We start from the raw sequence: 21,563 nt of genomic DNA, 5'->3' as shown, positions 1-21,563 counted from the left end.
TTTTTAATTTTTCGGTTAGAGAAATAAACCAGCCAATTAAATGTTCCTTTAAAACTGAGTATTCCAGAGGCTTAGCAAATCTTTATCTGGGGGCAAGCCGAAGCAATAATGATGTATTTAGGGAAAATTCCTAGGCCTGGGATTGGCATAAGGATTCCTGAGATTGTTTTGCCTGAGGTCGTAGAGGCTTCTCGGCGGCTAGCAATGTTTTCTACGGTTATGCTTTCCTTTAACAGGGAGACCGCGCCCAAGAATTACATCGAGTCTAGGGATCCAAGGTTCTTTTATTTTGGCCACACGGGGACAAGTATTTCTAGCTATGTGTCCATGGCTAGAGATTATTCTGGGAGGCTTGGCGTCCCATTGGAGGTAGAGGCTGACCACGTAACGATAATGGGTTCTGTCGAGAGGGCACTAAAAAAGATAGCAGGTGTTAAGGTTGAGGAGCCTATAACTGACGGTGAGGCTGAAGAGTCGATTAGGTACATTCGGGAAGAACTACGGGAAGCCAGGGAGGCAGGCGGGGTAGACTTCGCGACTATCGATACATGCGACTTGATTGATTTCTCTGTGGACAAGGCGCCTTTAAGTGACGTGGAGGCTAGGTACGAGGAGCTTTTTGGTGCAGACGAGAGGAAAAAGCTTGAAGAAAGATATGTTGGTACTCATTGTTTCCTGGGAGATGACAGGCATGTATGTCTCAACTTTACGAGGCAAGATGTTTTGCGTCTAGCTGTAAAGTTCTGGAGGAGCTTGGAATACGCTTCTCGGGTTTACAGCTTGATTTTAAATGAGAACGGCTATGCCCCAGGCATAGAGGTGGCCTTTGACGAGACGCCTTTCGAGAGCAACCCGTTGGAGGTTTATTTTTACCTCTCTGAGCTTTTATCCCGTGGCGTGAGGGTAGACTTCATTGCCCCAAACATTGGTTTCAAGAAGCGGGAAGACTACTCCGGCCGGCTTGACCAGCTCTACGAAGCTGTTTCAACCCTGCACAGCATTGTCTCAAGCATGAATGTCTACCTCTCTATTCATAGCGGTAGCGGTAGCAACCCATACACAGACAAGGGATTCGGTGTCTGGGCCACGCTGGCGAGGGCTACGCGTGGAAGAGTCAAGTATAAGATGTCTGGCGTATTTATCCAGCTACTACTAGAGGTCATGGCGGGTTTCCCAGCGGGCTCGAAGACTCGTAGGCTTTACGAAGAGATATATGACGCGGTCGTTGATCACCTAGCTAGGACTGTGGAATCTAGGGGGGCTCTATACTCTAGCGAGCTAGAGGCGATGCTTGAGAAGTATAGGTCTTCTAGGGACAGCTATAATCCAAGGCACGACCTGTTTAGGCACTACTTCTATGTTTTCCAGGCTGTTAGGGACGACAAGGGGGCAAGGTGGCTAAGGGAAGAGCTTGTAGAGCACTATTTTGCTTGTGAGGAATTAAGGAGAAGGTATTCTGCAGAGATGCAGAGGCTACTCGAGAGGCTTGCATATACTTTTAACTATGCCGGTAGTGCTCTTAGATATAGAGCGATAAGCCTGGGAGGAAAATAGTGTTGTCAAGCGATAGACACAGGCTGGATGAGATAGAGGAACAGCTTAGACAGCTATACTTAAAGAAGCCTGTCCTGGTTTTTCTCGGAAACCCTCTGAGGGGCGACGACAAGGTTGGCCTGCTAATAGGTAGGAGATTCATTAGAGTTTCCAGGTATCCCTACCTAGTTATATGTTGGAAGGGTATAGAAAACTGCACCTCCAAGATTAAGCAGATGAACAGGGGAAGCCTCCTCATTGTAGATGCCGTCTATGCCAGCCTGGCTCCCGGAACGATAATATTTGCTGGGCAAGGCGAAGTAGACGAGAACTTTTTGGCTTCAACACATAGTCTTCCCTTGAGCATTTTAAGTGAAGTACTTAAATTGGAGTTTCACGTGCTGGGCATACAGGTCGAGAATACAGAGATAGACCAGCCTGTGTCCCCAAGCGTGCTTAGAGCTGCTAGAATGGTTTTGCAGTTACTGAAGAAGACATTCGGCTAGTAAAACTGTAGAGCCTTGGAATTTCATTAATAGCTATTTTTGCTCCCTGACTCGACGTTTCTCAGCCAACCAGCCGATATAGCCAGCTATAAGACTGACTAGGAGGGCCAAGGCAAAGTATAGGGGCTTTGGCTCCGCAGTATAGGATATGACTTTTCCCGAGGGTGTGTCTACCAAGGATGCCCTCGCCTCTACAAGGCCAAATAAGTCTACTGTCATTGTTCCCTTGTCTTGCAGGATTTCCTTAGCCCTGTCGGCCCGCTGCAGGCTGAACTGGGCTGCGAACATGAGGATCGGCAACACGATGGTTAGCATTAGGAAGAGGGCTAGTCCTGCTGGTGCCAGTGCTCTTATCTTGCGGGCTCGGCTCATATCTGGACATTTTCCCCTATAGACTATTGCAGCGCCCTCGTCCCTGATTAACGTATCCCTAGAAGTAGTCAAAGAGAAGAGAACAAGAACTATGTCCCCGCTAGAGCCCACAAAGTTGATTATGCTAGCTTGTATCAATGTGTCTCTGAATATTCCACCCGAGAGATATGCTAGGAGCAATGTTATGGGGGAAATTATTAGCGGTGCCAATGCAACTATTACCCATTTGTCTCTTGGCAGGGGATCCTCTACAGCCACGTATGCACCGTACTTGAATATTCCGGCCTTTATCTTCTTTGCGCCGAGGATCTTCGCAATGACTGCATGTGTCCCCTCGTGTACAACAACTGTTAGAACTACCGCTAGAACCAATGGGACAAAAGGATAGTTTATAGACTGTAGGGAAGACATACCTGTGAGTGACAACAGGTATAGCCAGCCAACCCCCATGAAAACAGAGAGTCCTAGGACTGCTCCGAGGTATTCTAAAACGTTGATCCTACACTCAGCAGACATAGACTTGTGCAGAAGGAAGAGGTATAAAATATAAAGATTTCCTGTGACGGCTTAAAGAATTTTCTATGGTCCCAGAGGGAAGAGTACAATTGTTTCTAACAGCCAAGCCACGTGGCAAATCATCGAAGCTGACAGGCCCAGTTTTTTAGCTGTGATGGCCATGTAGATGCCTATCGTAAGGGCTCCCAGTAGAAGTGATATGTTGAGGGTCCATATGTGGACAAGGGTGTAGTACGATATGCTGAGCATATAGGCATGTATCCTCTTAAGCCTTTCTTCTAAGACTGCTAATTGGCCGCCCCTCCAGTATAGCTCCTCCATTGCCCCTATTATTGTTAGGAAAAATGGCAGAAGCGTGGCGTCGCTAGACAAATAGATGCTTGTATAAACGTTTGAGACAGAGTGTTGTAGGTTTAAGGCTGTAAGGAAGATTTTTCCAAAGACAAATATACCGTAGAGGGGGAACGAGAGAATTACTCCTGCCAGGGCACTCTTCCACGTGGGTCTCAAATTCCTATGGACTTTTTCCCTGTAGAATAGGAGAGTTAAGGCTCCCAAGAGAAGAGTAGCGAGAAGCATTGCTGTTATGAACACTTCACGTAAAACCACGAAGACAAGTGGCCAGAGGAATATAGGTAGAGAAAGATATAACAGTTCAGTATAGCGCTTACACATGTTTTCTACCTTGCTATCCGCCCATCTTTGTAGCTATCATCGAGATAATCCTGCTTGCATATTCTTTCTTGTCTATTACCGCCCTCTCATGGACAGCATAGCCTATAAGCGTTTCTCCGCACCACGCCTCCAGCCACAAGATCACTCTTTTCCCGCTGTCACGCAGGACCCTGCCACGTATCTCGACCTGCGAGCCGAGTAGGGCTGGGGCAACGTGGTAGACATCGATGTGTACTCCTACAGTGGTCTGGCTCTCGGGTAGCTTGCCGTCGAGAAATATCCTGCTCGCCTCCTCCATGAACGCTATCATGCTTGGCGTAGAAAGTATTCCTGTCCCCTCTAGGGAGACATGTTTTGCAATGTGTTCGCGGGAAACTGTATATAACCTGCTAAAGGTTTCTCCTTGGCTCATACACTTCTAGAGTGTGCCAAAAATATTTAGGGTTTTCCTCTCCCCATCCAAACATATTTTTAGTAGATGACATACTAGTAACCCGTGGATACTGTCATCCTGGCGCATGGGGACGCTGATGGCGTAACTTCTGCCGCTATAGCGAAGAGCATCTATAGGGATGCAGAGGTCTACTTTACACATCCCGTCGGTTTGCTCGGAGACCTGAGGGAGTTCGCCCTCGGCAAGGAGCTCGTAATAATCCAGGACATAGCTATCGACGAGCGGAACCTAGAGGAGTTGCTACAGCTATTAGGCTCCATGGATTCCAGGATAATCTATATCGATCACCACCCAGACAATGGTGCGCTGGACAGGCTTAAAAGCACAGGAGTGACAGTTGTACACGAGGAGGGGGCTTCTGCGGCGGAGCTGTCCTATAGGTTTCTCAATCCTCCACGTGAAATGAGCAGGGTAGCAGTCTACGGCGCGATAGGCGACCACATGATGTCTACCCCATGGTACCTTGAAATGCTCGAAACCTGGGACGTCAAGACACTCTTCTTCGAAGCTGGTACACTTGTTTTGGCTCTAGAGGCAATAGGGAGAAACTACGAAGAGAAAAGAAAACTTGTCCAGTATCTAGCAGAGAACAAGCTCCCATCACAAGACCCACAACTAGTTGAAAAGGCAGCCCTACAGAGCAGGCTAAACGAGGAACTAAGGCTACGCGTAGCGAAAGAGGCCACCGTCCTGGGCAACATTGCTTACATAATAGACCCTGGGGGAAGCCTCGGCACAGCCGCTTTCTACGCGAAGGTCGAGAAAAACGTGAAGGTCGGCGTCGCAGTAGAAAAGAGGAAAGACCTCTGCGTCATGAGCCTTAGGTCAACAAGCCAGGTAGACCTCAACACTCTGCTTAGAAAAATAGCTGTGGAGCTCGGAGGCCACGGCGGAGGACACAGGCAAGCGGCCGGCGCAAGGATACCGTGCTCCAACCTTGGAAGCTTCCTAGAGGAGCTAGCCAAACATGTCTAATTAGTATCTAAGTGACGTCAGTCAAGATAATTATAGCGGGCGAGCACGAGAACTGAGAATAATAATGCTTCGACTAGTGTTGTTTATGTTATTCTTTTTATGAGGTTCAGCAAGTTATTTATCTGGTAATGATCATTGTGAAAAAGAATAAAGTTACTATGAAAAAGATAGATAAAAGGGGAAGAGATGCAGTCCTAACTAAATACTTTGACAGCGTAGAGGTTGAGGTGACAAATTTTGAGGATTATCACGAGCTGAGAAGTGAGCTCCGTGAGGTCTATGGACACGAATGTGTTTCTCTATGGAGTTCTAAAACCAAGAAGAAGACATACGGATAGAGAACGGGAAGTAGAAGAAAAAATAGAAGGATGATAGCTAGAGTAAACAAAGGCAAGAGTTGGAAAGATTCAGTTGCTTGCTCACCAAGGCTTTATGGTTTTCGACGCCAATACGTTTATCCTAGACATTTAAATGTGGAAAAAGCTTTTTCGGGGGACGCAAATCGGCAAGATAGGTTACAGTCTTCATACTCCTTTTTGGAACCGGAATAAATTTAAACTGGTTCGATTTTAAACCGGTATATGCTCGATGAAGAGTTCGAAGTGCTCTACGAGGTACTCTTATATCCAAGCATCAATGTAAATAAGCTTTATCAGAGCTTAAACGGGAAAATCTCGAAGGTAAAGCTCATATCGCTTATCAAGAGGCTAAGCGACCTTGGCCTCATTAGGACTGTGAGGGATCCCAGGCACAAACAGAGGATTATGCTTTTTCTCAGGGAAGACATCCAGGCCCTTGCACAGAGATTCCTTATAGAACCAATCAATGATAAGGGCCGGGACGTGGTCAAGGAAGCGGAGAGGCTTATCAGGAGCTATATGGAGGTTGCCTCCAGTGTACGGGACCCCGTTGCAAAAGAGTTTCTGAAAAAACTGGTAACAGTAGAGGTAGACAGGTTGCTTTCGCTTGTCATGTAGGTGTCTCGCCATGCCCTTGTTATTGAAGTGTGCCCTGCTTGTCTCTAGGCCAAGGGGGTGGAGGGCTTACCTCTGGATGGGGTTGCTAGGAATTCTCCAGGGCAAGCCCGAGCCCCAAATAGCTTTGGTAGGGCTGTATTCGCTTGTGTCTTTTCTTGCCACCGCTTTCGCTTTGAACAACTATTTCGACGTGGGCTCGGACATGCTTAACCCGAAAAAAGACAATCCGTTTATTGGGCACTGTGACAGGAGGGCTCTCTATGTTGTCCTACTTAACCAGGCTGTTGCCCTAGTCCTGGTTGCCTTGTTGACCCCCTCTTTCCAGCTTCCTAGTTTATCTCTCCACTGTTGTTCTAGGTGTGGCTTATAGTTCTCCGCCTTTTAGGTTAAAGGCAAGAACCGGGCTAGAATTGGTGTCCCACATGATGTATTTCGGGATACTTCTATTTGTGTTTGGCGCGTCGCTTTCTCATGTTCAGTTTAGCCAGCAAACCGTTGCCATAGCCCTAGTTATAGGTGTTTACTCTGCGTTTTTGCAGTTGCGCAACCCGAGGGACGACAGGGAGTTCGACGGGCTAATTGGAGACAAGACGCTCTTTGTAAGGTACCTAAATTTTTCGGCTCTGCTCCTCTATTCTACAGCGGCTTTGTCCCTTCTTGGTTCAGTATATGTTTTGCCCGTAAGCCTTGCTGTGGCCCTACCTGTTGCTGTAATCTTTAGCTGGAAGTATGGCTGGGAGAGGCTTGTCGATTCCTTTGTCGCTGTCTCGCTCAGCCTTCAAGTGGTGGCTAGGCTATGCACGTGCTTCTAGTGTCTGAGTGGGGCCCATGTAGGCATGGAGGCGTGGCTTCCCAGGTTTCCCTCCTCGAAAACTGGCTCAAGCAGAGGGGCTACCAGGTAAGCGTGCTATGCAACCATGGCTGCTGCAAGGGTTCTGGCCATGTAGAGGCTTCAAGCCTCCTGCCACTAGACCATTACTTCGCGATTCCCTCGCCCAGCTTTATCGAAGAAACAGTACGGAGGCTTAAGCCCGACGTTATCCATGTCCACCACGTCTTCACGCCGCTCTCTCTTGCAACTGGGGCCATCTGCAAGAGGCTCGAGGTTCCATGCATATTCACTAACCACTCTCTCCCGCCTGTAGGCTCGCATGACAAGTGGGCACCCATCTCTTATGTCTCTCCTTACAGGTGGATCCTGAAGCCAACCATTGCGACTGCTGTGAGCAATGTGGCGGCAGAGTTCTTAAAGAGATTTCTCGGGTGGAGAAACGTAAAAGTGATACCTAATGCTGTTGACTGCGAGAAGTACAGGCCAGGCGACAGGAAAAGGGAAAACACTGTGTTGTATGTGGGTAGGCTCGTTTGGCGAAAAGGGGTACATGTGCTGGTAGAGGCATCAAGCATACTAAGCGAGACGAGTAGAGACACCAAAATTATCATTGCTGGCGACGGCTACATGAAGCCCTACCTTCAAGCAATAGCACCCAATGACGAAAGGGTTCTTTTCCTTGGCGAGGTAGATGAACAAAGAAAAATCAAGCTATACCAGGAGTCGAAGGTCTTCGTGTTGCCTAGCCTTGGAGGCGAAAGCTTTGGCGTGGTGCTAATAGAGTCATTTGCCTCCGAGACACCGGTCGTAGCCTCTAGAGTGGGAGGCATACCAGAAATCGTCGACCACTATGTCAACGGCTTACTGACCAGACCCGGGGATGCAAGAGACCTTGCAAAAGCAATAAAGCTTCTCCTAGACGACGAGGAGCTGTGGAGCCGCCTCTCGTATAATGCGAGGAAAAAAGCCGAAGAAAAATACTCGATAAGAAATATTGGAAGAATGTATGAAGAAACATATACCGAGGCCGTGGAGAAAAATAGTGCTCAGAACTAATATTGATGTGCCTTTCCAGAATTCTCAAGGTTTAACATTTATTATTTTTTAATAGACTCTGCCATTCCTGGATTCTCGGCGTTTTTCCCTATTCTCATAAAGTATTCAGTAGCAGCACTTGCGATTTCTCTGTTAAGCATAAGGACCCCGCTCGTTTTTTCATGTAAGCCAAGCAATAAAAAGTGGAGTATAAGCTTCGAGCCGTCGGCAATAATAATATCTAAGGGGGAGTTGAGATGGGCTTTTCTCCATTCCCCGTAGCGCGCTCAAAACATTTGTTACACGGGTTCTTAGGCTAGGGCGCAATCAACAAAGACTAACTCATAGAGTAGGCATTATTCTCTTTCCTTGATGAGAAAGCTTTTTTGATGGGAAACGTAGCAATTAGAAAATTTGCATGTTATTACTTTTATTCCATGAAAAAATATAAATTGCGTCATATTGTTTTTATCACGTGAGAAAGAGAAGCATCTCATCGGTCTTCTACTTAAAGCCCCGACAAGTAAAGGCCGTCGTTTATCTTCCAACACTTTTGGGTGTGCGACCCTTTAGCCTTATCATCAACAAAAAAGAGGTCGACAGAATAATTTCCAAGTCGAGGAAAAGAAAGAAGTGGCTTGCCGGTGGAAAAACCGAGGCGGTCAGTTTAAGCCTCTCCAGTGACGCTCTTAGCCTACTCTTACTCGAGATCCCTGACATCTGTAAAAAGGCTGATTTCAAGAAGCTTGACGAATATGTTAAGACCTCTTATCGGCATAACACAAAGGTAAAGGAGGAGGTTTATAAGAGAGCACTTGGGAAAGTTTTAGGAGACAAAGAGATAGCTGATGCATACCTTGGGGCCTGGCTAAAGGCAAACAACTTTGAGCTACCACCCGACGACCCGGACGCCAGCAAGGTTTCTAGCCAGTTCTATAAACTCGTCTGGAAGTTTGGAGATAGGTATGTCCTCCAAGATCCTCCATGGTGTTAAAGAAATGTTTTCTCCTAAAAGTCTACCATTGTCCATAAAAAGTGTGGAAGAATATAGGCGCTACGTTAAAACTTACGGCAAGCTTCCTACAAAGACCTTCAACGATATCGTAGGCCACATAGAGTCGGAAAACAGAGGACTGTATTTGTTGTTGATGCCTCCGGGGAGCGGGAAATCCTTCATACTCTTCCAGTTGCTTGATGAATTCACGGCTAAAGGCCCAGTTTTATTTGAATCATTCAGCAACAGTTCAGAGAAATTTAAAAGCTTCGTAAATACTCTCGAAGTTCGACTAGCCCAATCCATTGCTAACTGGGTTCATACGGTGACGGGGAAGACAATCGGAGGGAACAACCCAGAACTTCTAACCGTTGCCTGTGCAATTGCGGAAGCCACAGGTGTCCACATACCTCTCTTGTTCCTTCTTGACGAAGTTCCACTGGAGAGGGAAGAGTCAAAGCTAGAGGAAAATATTCAATATATGGAGACTTTTCTTAGGAAAGCAGATGGACTTGCAGGATTCAAGATCCATGTTGTGCTGACCTCCCATGCTATATCTGCTGACTTACAGGAAAAATTTTTTGAGAAGCTAAGGGAAAGGGGAGGGCTTCAAAGATACAATAGAATCCGAACATTTAATAAGGTTGAGTTGGCTCCTGGATTCGAGGATGAAGCGAGAGATTTCGTCAAGAAACTTGCTCAAGGTTTTCTGCTGGATCCCTACCTTGTCGATACTGCAGTAGAAATGTTAAAGCGAGGCTTTGTCTTTCGCCACGTCATTAGGCTGATTGACGGGGCAAGGCGCAGAGAAGCCTCGGTCGACCTAGAAAGAGACCTGCATCACGCCCTGGTAGGTGAGCTGGAAAAGAAACTACCACAGGGCAAAGCCAACATTTCAAGCAGACCAGACCTTGTCCTTGTCGACGGGACATGTATCGAGGTAAAAGTTAGGTTTTCAACTCCAGACATAAACCCGCTACAGCATGCTGAATGTCCCAAGAAGCTATACATAATAGTTGCTCCTGAATCCCAAAATATCCAGGGAGCCCGCGTAATACACAGAAAAGCAGACGTAGCACAGATTGTTTCCGCACTTCAGGCTCTTAAAGCGGAAGACAAGAAGACTTATGAAGGAGTACTAGGCATCCTTGCACAAACAATCGTCACTTCTATACTTCCCGACATAACCCAGGTGCCTAAGCCACAGCCTGTCCTTGAAGACAACAGAATTAGGCTCATATGCGCAATACTGTCACAAATGTTTAGAGATTCAAAGACACAGACCCGATCATACATCGCTAAGAGTAGCGTTTTTAAAGCCCTGCTACACGAGCTAGCTCCAATTACGCCTGCAGAGTACAAAGAACAACTTGAAAAATGTATGAAAAATCCCGTAGCTTCATGTGTAGACTTGGCGAGCGACATCAGCGAGAAAGTTTACGGAAAAACCATATTCAGGATCGAGGGCTCAAAGGTCTACATTGGGAACTTTTGCATAGACCAACAATTCTAAGAGCATAGTTTTTATACAGCCTAACTAATTTTATCCTGATAAAGTGATGGTTATTGTCAAGAGCATTGACATCGAAGATTTTCGCGGCGTTAGACGACTAAAAGAACCACTCGAACTCGGAAAATTCAATATTCTCCTTGGCAGGAACTGCATTGGAAAATCTTCAATCCTGCAGGCTCTTTTCCTAGTAAACCTGCCATGCGATGAGGTTCAGCTTCCTCTTTAACGCGCGCTAAGAAAGACAAGGAAGATATCATCAGTTACAAGTCACTAACCTTGGACGAGGTCGAGGATCTTCTGGATAAGGGAATTGACCCTCGAAAAATTGTCGAGGGAACAGTCCCGTGAAAATAGACACGGCTGGAACAGCTCGTGAGTATGTTGCCTTCATTCTCACTGGAAACGGAAGACAAGACATAAAGATCCTAGAAGCTATCTGTGAAAAATATGACCACGAAAGGGTTCTAGCATATCCCAAGCTTCCAGCGATAGGAGGTAAGACAGGTTTAGCAGTAATAGATTCGGCTGTAGGCATTTTTGAGCATATTCACGGAGAAATCGTTGTTCTTCTCTTAATTGACAAGGAACACGTAAAAGACATAAATAAATACTTTTGAAAAAGAACTTTTAGTGCATGGATTCAGAGTCTTAGAGAAAAAACCCTGTTCTTAAGGGTACTGTGTGATGTTCATAGTTTCTAGGGGACCAAAGCAAGGATTAATTATTCTAGCTATTCAAGGAAAAGATAAAAACTTGGAGGAAAACCTCTCTGACTTAATATACCTGCGATTTAGGGAAAAAGTTGAGCCCGAGAAACAAGCTTTGAGGAAGTGGCTTCGCGAGCGAGGGCGAACTTCTCTAAAGAAGCTTATAGAAGAGACCAACATTGAAACTATTGAGAAGGCTTTCCCGGCACTCACTGATGCACTAAAATTTTTGGTTCAAAGGACTCGGGAATAGCCCTATAAGAAATTATTTAAGCAACTCATGTGATGGTATCACTGTGAAGGCCGCCTTATTGTCTGGTCCACGCTTGCTTCGGGTTACGGATGTTCCCATTCCCTCTAGGCCGCAGGGCTGGGCTCTCGTGAAGACTCTCGCTGTAGGGATATGTGGGACAGATAAGGCGTTCTATACTGGGTCTTACCCCTTGTTCAAGAAGCCCCTTATACCTGGACACGAGGTTGTAGGGATAGTTGTCGAGGGGTCTAGAAGCCTAGTTGGCAGGACGGTTGTCTCCGAGATTAACTTCCCGTGTTGGAGCTGTGAGGTGTGCAGGTCTGGTATGTACACGCATTGCCCGTACAAGAAGACTCTGGGCATAGACTTTGACGGAGGGATGGCCGAGTACTTTGTCGCGCCCGAGTCTGCCCTTCACCTGGCCGAAGGCCTGGATACAGTGGTAGCAACAGAGGTTGAGCCTCTTGCCGCGTTGATACATGGGCTCAGGGTTACCCCTGTGGGGCCAGAGGACACCGTGGCGATAATTGGCACGGGGAACCTTGCATACCTATTGTACCAGCTCCTAAAGCTTAGGGGTGCAAAGCCTGTGATCATCGCGAGGAAGGGGAGCCCCAAGGCCAGCCTCCTAGTGCTTGAAGGCTTCCGCGTTGCATACGTTGAGGACACTAGCAAGTTGCTCGAGGAGACTTGGATGGGTCTAGGATTTGACGTTGTGTTCGATGTTTCTGGGGACCCATCAGCTGTAGAATTTGCCATAGACATTGCTAGGCCCCGTGGAACAGTTCACTTGAAGTCTACTCCCGGCTCCAGGGGCAACGTCAACTTGACGAGGGCAGTTGTAAAGGAAGTCAAGATTGCTACGAGTAGGTGTGGCGACTTTAGGGACTTCGAGGAGGCAATAAAGCTACTGAAAAGTGGCGCCGTTAAGCCGAAGATTACCAGCGTGTTTGTAGGCGTTGAAAGTATCCCTGAGGCTTTCGAGAAGGCACTGGAACGTGAACAGTTCAAGGTCGCTATTCGTATGATATAAAGAAAGGCAGGGGCTGTTAGATACGGGGGAACTGGAGCAAATATACAGCAAGATCATTGAGACGGCACAGAAGAAAAAGCTCATAAACACTCTGGAGATTAGCCGGGAGACGGGAATACCAGAGGAAAAAGTCAGGCTAGCATTGCTCATGCTCAGAGACATGGGAAAACTAAAAACAGAGGAAGTCAGCTGTGGCTCTACATGTGAGAATTGCCCATTTAAAAAAGTGTGTACGTTGAATTCTCCCAGCCAGGGAAGAATCTTTATTGTGAAGCTGGGGGAGCATTAGTTGCTGGCGCCTGGCTGGCCTCTTTGAGGGCCTTGATTGCATTTTCGCGTAGGATTATTAAGGCAGCTATCTGTAGGGCTGGAGCAACAAAAGATATGACTAGTATCAGGTGGGGGACCAATGACACAAAGCTTACTAGGAAAGCTAGAAGATAGAGTATACCAGCCGTCCTAAAGCCCTGTAAACTTGTCTGTGTTGACAGCTCAAAGAGAAGCATTATTTCGCCTATCCAGCCGACGAGGTACGCTATAGAGGCAACAATCACAACGAGGGCGGCACCCAGGAAGCTGAAGATAAGCGAAATCATAATACCGTTAGTTTCACTTCTACTTGAAGAAATTAATCCGTGCAGGTTGCCAAAGTGGGGAGCTATACCTGCCACGAAAATTATAATGGCGAGTATTATGAGCCCTAGGAAGCCCCAGTAGCCATATTTCATTAGCTTGGCAGAAGATGAAAAAGTGGATCGCCACTTTGCGAGCGTTTCTCCAGCTGGGACTAGGCGCCCATAAATAGCTATAAGAGATAATATGATTGAAGCTAGGATTAATAGTACCTCTACAACCAAAAGCCAAGCAAAATTCATGAAATGCTGGCGGAGACCAGGTTCAGGGAGAGAGCTCCAGGGTTCACGACCAAGCTGAGTAAAGATAGCAAAGAGCATAGGAAATATAAGTATGAGCGATATGATTCCAAGTATCTGGGAGGCTAAAGAGAGCTCTGAGTATCCCTTCAGAAACTTGAAACCACGTCGGTAAACCTCTTGTTCAGCCATAAGTCTAAAAACATTTTTCATGATTTATATTTTACTTTTTACGTAGGTCTTGTATATGTAAAACCACACAATGCCCACAACAATGAGTATCACACCTATCTTAATGGCTGTCACCTCCACGCTGAGGGCAAGCGCCAGGCTTAGAACCATACCTATAAAGGCGTGTAGCGGTCTTAGGGGCGCCTTGAACGCTGGATTGAACTTTTTGTCCCTGTAAAGTCGCAGAGAGGCATAGTTTGTCAATACATGGGAGAGAAGTACAAGGAAGCTAGTAAGCATCGCTAAGCCTGAGATGTCCATAAACAATACTAGGACAAGCATGATTCCTCCTGAAAGGAGAATAGAGTAGACTGGTGTCCCAAACCTCTCGCTAACCTCTGATAGCTTTTGAGGTATCTCGTTGTTCCTTGCCATAGCAAAGAAGACCCTCGACTGGCCCATGACTGAGGTCAAGACAACACTGAATGTCGCGACAAGGCCTCCGACGCCAATAACCCAGCCTAAGCCAAGCATCTCTGCTACCTCTGCGAGGGGGGCACTGCTTGATGCGAGCCTCTGCCAGCCAGCAACACCTACGGCTGTGAATGTGACTAGCGCGTAGAGGAGGGCAGAAATGCCTAGAGCTAAGAGGATTGCTCGTGGGATATTCTTCTCGGGATCCCTCACTTCTTCTGCCATTGTTGCGATCCTAGGGAAACCAATATAGGCAAAATAGAATAGGGACGCAGCCTCTAAGACGGGCATAAAGCCTCTCGGCATAAATGGAGTGAAGTTTTCTGCCTGAACAGCGAGCAAGCCTACTGCGACAAGCAGGATCAAGACCAAGACCTTGATAGCTACAAAGACATTGTTTACCCATGCAGAGAGCTTTGCCCCTAAAATATTGATCAGAGTAACGAAGACGACTAGAAAAGCTGCAACAATGTGGAAGTCAAGTCCAGGCATGAAAAAAGACAAATAGAAAGCGAAGCCCTGGCTCGCCGTGGCGCCAAGCACAATGTTTCCTGCTACCCACATCCAGCCCATAAGGAAGCCAACCAGTGGATGTATCAAGGTGTGGCCATACTCGTAGACGCCGCCAGCCTTCGGGAGGGCAGAGCCCAACTCACAGAAGCTCAAAGCAGTAAAGGACGCGCTTATGCCGGCAATTACGACTGACACGACAACGGCTGGGCCTGCTAGGCCAGCAGCGATACCTATGAGTACGAAGATCCCTGCACCAATAATTGCGCCTAGCCCTACCGAAAGAGTGTCTATGAGGCCGAGCTCTCTTTTTAGGGGCGTGTCTACATGGTTTGACACATGGGAATTCCATGGGGCACGTATATATACTTATGTTTTTCAAATACTCATAGAAAATTGTGTATTTTTAGGGGAGCAAATCATTTGAAAAAAGTTTTAATATACAGCGTCACATTTATTAAAATCAATTCATATATTTATTGTATAATGGCTGTCCAGTGGAGCGTAAAAGCAGTCAAAGACTATGTAGACAAGTGTTCTGAAACACTTTCTAGGGAAGAGTGCGCCAAGAGAGCAGAGGAAACAGTTGGCACGTGGACATACAGGGTCAACTATTCCTTCTTTATTTCAGGCGTATTCACTAGGGTCCTACAGAGATTCATGCCAGACGTAGCCTGGAAAATCCACGACACCCTGGTAACAAGGCCGAGGCAGAGGATAGCTTTCGACGAGCAACTATACCTCAACCTTCTCAGGGTCTTCAGCGAGATAGAGAAAAGCCCAGCGTCGCCAGAGGACAGGATACATGCAAAGAAGCTTAGAGAACTAATAGAGACAGCTCTCAGGCTTAGAAGCTCAATAGAAAGAGTATAAAACATTAATCAAATAAAGATTTATTAAAGTAGCCATAAAAGATACACGTGGCCAAGATAAAAATAGGAGTAATAGGCGCAGGAAGCGTTGCCTGGAGCTCAAAACTGATACACGACCTTTTACACATGCCCACTCTTTACGGGAGCAAGGTATACCTGATGGACATAAACGAGGAGAGGCTCAGGCTTCTGAGGGGCTTCGCTGAGAGATATATGTCCGAGATAGGTGGGAGCTACGAGTTCATAACTACTACTGACAGGCTGGAGGCTATTAGGGACGCCGACATAGTAATAAATACTGCGATGTATGGCGGCCACCAGTATTATGAGGAGATGCGCAGGATAAGCGAGAAGCACGGCTATTATCGTGGAGTAAACAGTACAGAGTGGAACATGGTCAGCGACTACCACACAATCTGGGGCTACTACCAGTGGAAGCTAGCAATGGACATAGCGGGGGAGACAGAGGAATACGCGCCAAACGCCTGGCTACTACAGCTAGCGAACCCAGTATTCGAGCTGACGACCCTCATAGCCCGGGAAACAAAGGCTAGGGTAATAGGGCTGTGCCACGGACACATGGGATACAGGGAGATAGCCCACACTATTGGCCTAGACCCAGACAAGGTGGACTTCGAGGCCATAGGATTCAACCACGTCATATGGCTTACAAGGTTCAGGTACAACGGGGAGGACGCTTACCCACTCATAGACAAGTGGATAGAGGAGAAGGCGGAGAAGTACTGGCAGGAGTGGAGAAAGACACAGGTAAACCCCTTCGACATCCAGATGTCGCCGGCGGCAGTAGACATGTATAGGCGGTACGGCTTGTTCCCAGTTGGAGACACTGTGAGGGGAGGCACGTGGATGTACCACTGGAACCTAGAGACAAAGAAGTACTGGTTTGGGCCGACCGGCGGCCCAGACAGCGAGATAGGCTGGGAAATATACCTGACCCACGGCGAGGCCTGGCTAGAAGAGCTAGAAGAGGCTCTCAAAAACAACAGCTCATTGGCGCCAATGTTCCCCAAGGGATTGACGGGCGAAACAATAGTTCCCCTCATAAATTCACTCATACACGACGAGCCAGGTACATACCAGGTTAATGTGCTAAACATGGGGGCAATCGAAGGGTTGCCAGACAACATCGCCGTAGAGATACCAGCTACCGTAGACGGGAAAGGGGTGAAGCGTCCACAGGGGCTAAGGCTACCGGGCAGAATAATGAAGCTCGTACTCTGGCCAAGGATGCTAAGGGCAGAAATGGCCATAGAGGGCTTCCTGGAGGGCGGATTCCAGGTCCTAGTCGACTGGCTAATGCTCGACCCAAGAACAAAAAGCGAGAAACAAGCCGAGCAAGCATGGCAAGAAATACTCTCCATGCCTGGAAACGAGGAAATGAAAAAACACTACAGATAGTATTTTTAATTTCGTCATTTTGATAACCGTTCCTTTTACATGACGCGCGCAGAATTTCATGTAGACAAGAAATGCCAATAAACGAGAGCACGACCTAAAAGCGAGGAGGCTATCAGAAAGCTTTAGTGCTAGCTCGCTATGTGTATTTCTCTTTGCTTAGATCTTTTACTCCCCTACAATGTCTCGGGAACTAATGCCACACCTATATTGGATGCTTGCCTCCTCAGCTTTTCATCGAAGGTCGCTAGTGGAACATTTCTTCGCAGAGCTACTGAAAGAACGACTTTGTCGTTGAAGCGTGAGAGAGACAGGCCCTCATCTACAAGTGTGGAGATAGCCCAGCGGATCTCATCTAAGCCCTCCCTCACCAATACGGACTTCTCGGAGGTAATATACTCGAGTACCTTGTCCTGAGCATCAGCTGTACTCATTTTTAACCCCTTTAGAAACCAAGCATACTCGTAGATGACTATTAGGGGAATTATCCACCGGTTTAAACTGTCAAGTATATGGGAAGCCTCCTTGTGGTAGAGAGAGTCCTCAAAGGTATCGTAGATAAGGATATTTGTGTCAATCGCCGCCTCCGGCAATGTTTTCACCCAGCCCTTTAGCGATTATCCCATCAATTTCTTCTGGAGTAAGGGGTCTTCCAGCTCTAAAAGTCTTCCTCCTCAGAACTTTTTTCTCCATAATGATTCTCCCCTTTTCATCCACATACATGTCCAGGTAGTCGCCGATCTGTAGTCCCAATGCCTCACGTATCTCTTTTGGAATCGTTACTTGAAAACTCCTCGTTATTTTACTTCTCTTCACAGTAATTCTTTGAAAATTACTTCTATAAAAACATTTCTACTTTATTCCCTAAAATCCTCCGAGAATATTACAGTCACTCCTGGCGCATTCGAGATTTTTTCCTTACTACCTTGTTGTCGGTTAGCTGTGCCCTGGCACGCGGAAAAAATGTGTAGGAACCGGCTAGGAGGAACCGAGAGTTCTACAGATGTAACGTTTAAGCTGTCTTTCACAGCGGTATATAGGTTGGCGTATTTACAGCACGAAAATCAGTCTCTATCAGCTATTTTCTTTACCGGCGGTTTAGTTGCCTGGACACGCCACTCATCAATCTTTGTTGTGGTGGCAAAGACTTAAAAAATAAATACACAATGAAGAACAATAAGCAACAAAAACATTAACATCCAATGTTTCAACCCAGCTAGAAAATAAAGACGCTTGGAAGCCCAAGTATCCTTGCAATTATGATAATTACTATTATGAGGAACCATGGCGTAGAGGCGACCGCGAACACCCTTATGTCTGTAATGTTTCTATACATCGCGTAAAAGACTATGGATATGCTTGCCAGCAGGGTATAGAGGAATAGGTGGAATAGGAACTTTCCAACAAACACTGGGAAAAACTGGACAAGATACGCCACAGTGAAGCCATCAATAAAGGAAAGAACAATGCCAACCGCGAACGCGCTCCACTCATCCTCGCCCTTAGGCCTGCCCTGGAAAAGCCTAAGCGTCGCAGAAGCAAACACCAAGACTAGTCCCACAAGCGTCTGGACAATCATAGATAAATTTCTGCAAAAACGGGTATTTAAATAATTTAGTTCAAAACCCACCCTTATAGACGCAAAGTTTAATTAAAAGACCCAAACTTTTTCTTTTCAGAATGAAAGAATACATAATAGCCATACTCCTCCTCGCTTTGGCAGCCACAGGCACGCTCCTCAGCCTCCAGACCCTCACCCAGAAAGCAACAGCTACACCGACAGGCCTCATCGTTACAAGCCCCACGACAAGCCTAGTCAAAACCGAGACAAGAAACAATACGCACATCTATACCCTGCAGATCCATGTAAAGCCCCTATCAAGCCTCCAAGCCGAAAAAATTGGCTGCATATACGGCGCCAAAGTCACGACACTCAACACATCGGTCGGAAAAGCAACCCTCGAGAAAAACCCAGACTCTGCATGTATCTTTTTCACAATCGATAACCCCTCCATACGAGATGCCGAGGCAACAGTCCTCGTCACCGCAGAAACTCTCCTAGAGGAAAAAGGCGAGCCACCAATACTCCTAATAGGGATACTGGCAGGCATAGCGGCGGCGAGCTACCTAACCCAGACAGAGAGCGGGAGAGACAAACTCTTCAAGGCAATATCCATACCAGTAGGCTACTACGTCGCACGCCACGAAGACGTCCTCAGAAGCAAAAAGAGGGTAGAAATACTAGAATACCTCAAAAAAGAGCCCGGCTCAAGCATGCGGCGCATATCACGCGACACAGGTATAAGCTTCGGCGAGGTCCAGTGGCACCTCTCGATCCTCGAAAGGCTGGGATACGTCCGAAGAGCAAGGATAGGAAAATGGACAGTCTATTACCCAACAGGCTCCCCAGCAGAGAAATGGCTTGAAAACTTCATATCGGACGAGCTAGGCGAAAAAATCACACCACAAACAGCCGCCGCCCTAGCGGCCAGGCTAGAGCCATATCTATCAACAGGCACGATACCGACGAGCCTAATTAGGGAAGCAATCTCCAAATAAAAAGTTAAAGAACCAAACCATCTGGCTAGGAAATTATCAAACTTGAAAGTTTACCCCTGCAACCAGAGGAATAACTGAACTAAAAAATTTATAAACCCCCAGTTTGACAACTTACCAAAAGGTGAAAACATGCAACTGAAAAGGACAACACTAACAGCTCTACTGATAGTACTAGCAACGCTCTCCTTCGCCACCGCAGCAATAACACTCACCAACATAACCGAGTGGCACGTACAGACCCCTGGAACACCGCCAGTCGTCAAGGTGAAAGGCGCAGACGCAACGGGAAGCCTCCTCAGCGTTTCAACGTATACTGCTAGTGATGGAACCAACAGGACGGTAATAACAATCAAGGGCTACACGGGAGACCCCACATACTACAGCGAAGCCATCAAGATATGCAACACGTATGGAACAAGCCCATTCACAGTAAGTCTAAAATACAATGGAGTACTAAGTGAAACCTGGACATACGTAAAGTACTTGAAGCTCTGGCTTGGCACGCTTGGCCCACTCACTATTTCCAGCACAACAACCGTGGGTACAACTCTTGGTTCGGTCACACTGAATCCGGGACAATGCGTCTCTGTTCCAGCCGAAGTACTTGTCGACGCGAATACTCCTTCATCCCAGTGGAACGCGGACTTGATAACCGTAGAAGTCGACGTAGTCTCTACTGGATAAGCTGAGTAGGGCAATTGAACTAAAATCTTTAAATAATATTTTTTTCTCTACACTTTTTAGGTGTTGCTCTGTGAATAGCCAGCCTGCTAGGTTCAGGAAAAGCAGGGTCCTAGCAATAATCGCTGTTATCATTTTGGCCAGCTTCTTCGCGCTTGTAGCAGTGTATCCTCTCGGCATCCAGGCTGTCATCCTTGGAGGCACAAAAGACGTCTGGGCGTACTCTGGCGGGAAGCCGGTTAGCTGGGCTGTCCAGGTCTACGCTTCAAATGAGACTGTTTACTGTTTTCCCGGGATTGTCGAGCTGAGGAATAGCGGCATAGCTGGCCTGCCCTACACGCTAGGCGTGTCTCTTAGGCCAAGTTCCGGCCTCGAGTTTCTCGAGGTTAGGGCTAACGGTAGCATGGTGCTGGGTTTTGGTCCTGGTCTAAACTATTCTGGCAGTATGAGGCTTGATCCGGGATCCAGTGTAAAGCTAGATCTCTGTCTTAAGGCCGGCAAGCAAGGCTCCTTCACGCTGACATTTGTGGACCCGAGGTATGAGCGTGCTACGATGAGCGTGGTCACTGTTTCCTATGTTCTCGTCGACTGGTGGAACAACTCTTTCACGAGGCGGATAACCCTAACCCCCATCGTTTCTAGGGAAGGCTTAGCACTCTTCGAGATTACTGCGGATGGCACCGTGTACGTGAACGGGAAGCCTGTGAGGAAGGTTTCGAGCCTGGAGGGTGTCGAGGCTAATGGGCTGGCTGTTGTCTTGAAGAGTGGTGGGGCCCGTTACCTTGTCCCATTCCAGGTCGAGTCTTGGGCAAAGAGGCCTGACGGCGTCCTATATCCGGCCAGAATTAAGAGTGGACGTGAGCAGATGTGGGGATATGATAGGCTCGTCTTCTCCGCGTACCTAACGAATGGTTCACGCATAGAGATCTATCTTGGAGGACGCCTGACAGCAAACTTTACTGGAGGCGTAGAGGTTAGGGGCGACACAGTTGTCTTCGGCTCTGAGCGCGCCACGCTTAACGAGTGGGGCTTTTTCAGCGAGGGCTGGGGTGTCAACCTCTCGGGCTACATTGTCTACCCGTACCAGGCCAGGCGTATAGGGTACAGCGACGCTGGCACGTGGAGACAGCTGGTTAGTGGGCCTGTCCGGACTATTTCCTGGTTTAATACTTCTGGCTTCTCAGACTACAGGATAGAGTCCGCGGTAGCCTTCTGGGGTAGGGGGGTAAACGCTACACAGATGTATGTCTGGCCCAGCGTCGACTTTAGGGGCATTATTTTGGAGTGGGTCTCGCCAATAATATACATGGGCAAGGGCTGGACAATGAGCTTCGACTGTGGAACCACGTGTAGCTCGCTTCCAGTAAAGGTGTTGCAGGGCAACGAGACAAGGGTCCAGCTTTGCCGTGACTTCTTTACGCCTGGGGGCGCGAGGTACGGCTACTTCCATATAGCGCTCGTCAAGGCCCCGCTGGCAGAGATAAAGAGCATGGCCGCGAGCTTTTCGAGCTTCCCGGGTGGCTAGGCATGAGGATGTTGGTGGCGCTCCTGCTTGCTGTGGTTTTATGTGTAGGCGCTTTAGCGGCAATCACTATAATGAATGTAAATGAGTGGCACGTCCAGGCGACCCAGC

Annotated in this window: 27 protein-coding genes; 19 read left to right on the top strand and 8 right to left on the bottom strand. The window is 47.4% G+C overall.

Features of this window, described 5'->3' with window-relative positions:
- The first annotated feature begins 108 nt into the window (after positions 1 to 108).
- Complete coding sequence (locus QXT17_RS08315; protein ID WP_148682178.1) at positions 109 to 1,554, top strand: tagaturonate epimerase family protein; 1,446 nt, start codon at positions 109 to 111, stop codon at positions 1,552 to 1,554.
- Entirely contained in the window at positions 1,554 to 2,039 is a 486-nt protein-coding gene (locus tag QXT17_RS08310) for a hydrogenase maturation protease (protein ID WP_020963394.1), read from the top strand. Before QXT17_RS08315 ends, QXT17_RS08310 begins: the two co-directional genes overlap by 1 nt.
- Positions 2,040 to 2,072: 33 nt before the next feature.
- Here the strand turns inward: QXT17_RS08310 and QXT17_RS08305 are convergent, their stop codons facing one another.
- From QXT17_RS08305 to QXT17_RS08295, 3 genes are all read right to left on the bottom strand, one after another.
- Positions 2,073 to 2,927 carry a DUF3267 domain-containing protein gene (locus tag QXT17_RS08305; RefSeq protein WP_020963395.1) on the bottom strand — a complete coding sequence of 285 codons (855 nt, stop codon included), beginning with the start codon at positions 2,925 to 2,927 and terminating at the stop codon, positions 2,073 to 2,075.
- Between the two features lie 63 nt (positions 2,928 to 2,990).
- A complete protein-coding gene (locus QXT17_RS08300; RefSeq protein WP_342783041.1) occupies positions 2,991 to 3,602 on the bottom strand; it encodes a type II CAAX prenyl endopeptidase Rce1 family protein in 612 nt (203 codons plus the stop codon).
- Positions 3,603 to 3,615: 13 nt separating this feature from the next.
- Entirely contained in the window at positions 3,616 to 4,014 is a 399-nt protein-coding gene (locus tag QXT17_RS08295) for a thioesterase, FlK family (protein WP_342783040.1), read from the bottom strand.
- 84 nt (positions 4,015 to 4,098) lie between these two features.
- Between QXT17_RS08295 and QXT17_RS08290 the strand changes: the two genes are divergently transcribed.
- The 12 genes from QXT17_RS08290 to QXT17_RS08235 all read left to right on the top strand — a co-directional run bounded on the left by QXT17_RS08290 (position 4,099) and on the right by QXT17_RS08235 (position 12,375).
- Complete coding sequence (locus QXT17_RS08290) at positions 4,099 to 5,031, top strand: DHHA1 domain-containing protein (protein WP_342783039.1); 933 nt, start codon at positions 4,099 to 4,101, stop codon at positions 5,029 to 5,031.
- Between the two features lie 128 nt (positions 5,032 to 5,159).
- Positions 5,160 to 5,369 (top strand): hypothetical protein, encoded by a 210-nt coding sequence (locus QXT17_RS08285; protein ID WP_342783038.1) that lies wholly within the window; start codon positions 5,160 to 5,162, stop codon positions 5,367 to 5,369.
- A 243-nt stretch (positions 5,370 to 5,612) separates the two neighbouring features.
- Positions 5,613 to 6,008, top strand: coding sequence for a hypothetical protein (locus QXT17_RS08280; protein WP_342783037.1), 396 nt, complete (start codon positions 5,613 to 5,615; stop codon positions 6,006 to 6,008).
- A 10-nt stretch (positions 6,009 to 6,018) separates the two neighbouring features.
- Positions 6,019 to 6,378 carry a hypothetical protein gene (locus QXT17_RS08275; protein WP_342783036.1) on the top strand — a complete coding sequence of 120 codons (360 nt, stop codon included), beginning with the start codon at positions 6,019 to 6,021 and terminating at the stop codon, positions 6,376 to 6,378.
- Positions 6,379 to 6,430: 52 nt separating this feature from the next.
- Entirely contained in the window at positions 6,431 to 6,820 is a 390-nt protein-coding gene (locus QXT17_RS08270; RefSeq protein ID WP_342783035.1) for a hypothetical protein, read from the top strand.
- The gene (locus QXT17_RS08265) at positions 6,805 to 7,896 is read left to right on the top strand and encodes a glycosyltransferase family 4 protein (protein WP_342783034.1); all 1,092 of its coding nucleotides are present in this window, start codon (positions 6,805 to 6,807) and stop codon (positions 7,894 to 7,896) included. The genes QXT17_RS08270 and QXT17_RS08265 overlap by 16 nt, the downstream gene beginning before the upstream one ends.
- A 454-nt stretch (positions 7,897 to 8,350) precedes the next feature.
- Positions 8,351 to 8,869, top strand: a complete 519-nt coding sequence (locus QXT17_RS08260) for a hypothetical protein (protein WP_342783033.1) — start codon at positions 8,351 to 8,353, stop codon at positions 8,867 to 8,869.
- A 4-nt stretch (positions 8,870 to 8,873) separates the two neighbouring features.
- Positions 8,874 to 10,382, top strand: a complete 1,509-nt coding sequence (locus QXT17_RS08255) for a hypothetical protein (protein WP_342783740.1) — start codon at positions 8,874 to 8,876, stop codon at positions 10,380 to 10,382.
- A 46-nt stretch (positions 10,383 to 10,428) separates the two neighbouring features.
- Entirely contained in the window at positions 10,429 to 10,608 is a 180-nt protein-coding gene (locus QXT17_RS08250) for a DUF2813 domain-containing protein (protein ID WP_342783739.1), read from the top strand.
- 118 nt (positions 10,609 to 10,726) lie between these two features.
- Positions 10,727 to 10,999 (top strand): hypothetical protein, encoded by a 273-nt coding sequence (locus QXT17_RS08245; RefSeq protein WP_342783738.1) that lies wholly within the window; start codon positions 10,727 to 10,729, stop codon positions 10,997 to 10,999.
- A 67-nt stretch (positions 11,000 to 11,066) separates the two neighbouring features.
- Positions 11,067 to 11,342: a hypothetical protein gene (locus QXT17_RS08240; RefSeq protein WP_342783737.1), complete on the top strand. Its 276-nt coding sequence runs from the start codon at positions 11,067 to 11,069 to the stop codon at positions 11,340 to 11,342.
- Between the two features lie 43 nt (positions 11,343 to 11,385).
- Complete coding sequence (locus QXT17_RS08235; protein ID WP_342783736.1) at positions 11,386 to 12,375, top strand: alcohol dehydrogenase catalytic domain-containing protein; 990 nt, start codon at positions 11,386 to 11,388, stop codon at positions 12,373 to 12,375.
- Positions 12,376 to 12,638: 263 nt separating this feature from the next.
- On the opposite strand, the gene QXT17_RS08230 is transcribed toward QXT17_RS08235, so the two are convergent.
- Positions 12,639 to 13,439: a hypothetical protein gene (locus QXT17_RS08230; protein WP_342783376.1), complete on the bottom strand. Its 801-nt coding sequence runs from the start codon at positions 13,437 to 13,439 to the stop codon at positions 12,639 to 12,641.
- A gap of 24 nt (positions 13,440 to 13,463) precedes the next feature.
- A complete protein-coding gene (locus tag QXT17_RS08225; protein ID WP_342783375.1) occupies positions 13,464 to 14,741 on the bottom strand; it encodes an amino acid permease in 1,278 nt (425 codons plus the stop codon).
- Between the two features lie 147 nt (positions 14,742 to 14,888).
- On the opposite strand from QXT17_RS08225, the gene QXT17_RS08220 reads away from it, so the two are divergent.
- Together QXT17_RS08220 and QXT17_RS08215 are read left to right on the top strand one after the other, a co-directional pair.
- Positions 14,889 to 15,275, top strand: coding sequence for a hypothetical protein (locus tag QXT17_RS08220; RefSeq protein WP_342783374.1), 387 nt, complete (start codon positions 14,889 to 14,891; stop codon positions 15,273 to 15,275).
- A gap of 47 nt (positions 15,276 to 15,322) precedes the next feature.
- A complete protein-coding gene (locus tag QXT17_RS08215) occupies positions 15,323 to 16,693 on the top strand; it encodes an alpha-glucosidase/alpha-galactosidase (protein ID WP_342783373.1) in 1,371 nt (456 codons plus the stop codon).
- Positions 16,694 to 16,866: 173 nt separating this feature from the next.
- On the opposite strand, the gene QXT17_RS08210 is transcribed toward QXT17_RS08215, so the two are convergent.
- From QXT17_RS08210 to QXT17_RS08200, 3 genes are all read right to left on the bottom strand, one after another.
- A complete protein-coding gene (locus tag QXT17_RS08210; protein ID WP_342783372.1) occupies positions 16,867 to 17,283 on the bottom strand; it encodes a PIN domain-containing protein in 417 nt (138 codons plus the stop codon).
- Positions 17,264 to 17,506, bottom strand: coding sequence for an AbrB/MazE/SpoVT family DNA-binding domain-containing protein (locus QXT17_RS08205; RefSeq protein WP_052886785.1), 243 nt, complete (start codon positions 17,504 to 17,506; stop codon positions 17,264 to 17,266). The genes QXT17_RS08210 and QXT17_RS08205 overlap by 20 nt, the downstream gene beginning before the upstream one ends.
- 400 nt (positions 17,507 to 17,906) lie before the next feature.
- Positions 17,907 to 18,269 carry a hypothetical protein gene (locus QXT17_RS08200; protein ID WP_052886786.1) on the bottom strand — a complete coding sequence of 121 codons (363 nt, stop codon included), beginning with the start codon at positions 18,267 to 18,269 and terminating at the stop codon, positions 17,907 to 17,909.
- 101 nt (positions 18,270 to 18,370) lie between these two features.
- Here QXT17_RS08200 and QXT17_RS08195 point away from each other — a divergent pair, with 101 nt between their 5' ends.
- The 3 genes from QXT17_RS08195 to QXT17_RS08185 all read left to right on the top strand — a co-directional run bounded on the left by QXT17_RS08195 (position 18,371) and on the right by QXT17_RS08185 (position 21,455).
- Positions 18,371 to 19,249, top strand: a complete 879-nt coding sequence (locus QXT17_RS08195) for a winged helix-turn-helix domain-containing protein (RefSeq protein ID WP_342783371.1) — start codon at positions 18,371 to 18,373, stop codon at positions 19,247 to 19,249.
- 129 nt (positions 19,250 to 19,378) lie between these two features.
- Positions 19,379 to 19,933, top strand: coding sequence for a hypothetical protein (locus QXT17_RS08190; RefSeq protein WP_342814454.1), 555 nt, complete (start codon positions 19,379 to 19,381; stop codon positions 19,931 to 19,933).
- Positions 19,934 to 20,003: 70 nt separating this feature from the next.
- On the top strand, positions 20,004 to 21,455 hold the full coding sequence (locus tag QXT17_RS08185) for a hypothetical protein (protein WP_342786074.1): 1,452 nt from the start codon (positions 20,004 to 20,006) through the stop codon (positions 21,453 to 21,455).
- Positions 21,456 to 21,563: the final 108 nt, after the last annotated feature.

Origin of the sequence: Thermofilum sp., from assembly GCF_038871435.1 — an archaeon.
Classification (GTDB): Archaea; Thermoproteota; Thermoprotei; order Thermofilales; family Thermofilaceae; genus Thermofilum; species Thermofilum adornatum.
The sequence above is the reverse complement of the archived record's forward strand: the minus strand, read 5'-3'. Positions and strand labels throughout refer to the sequence as shown.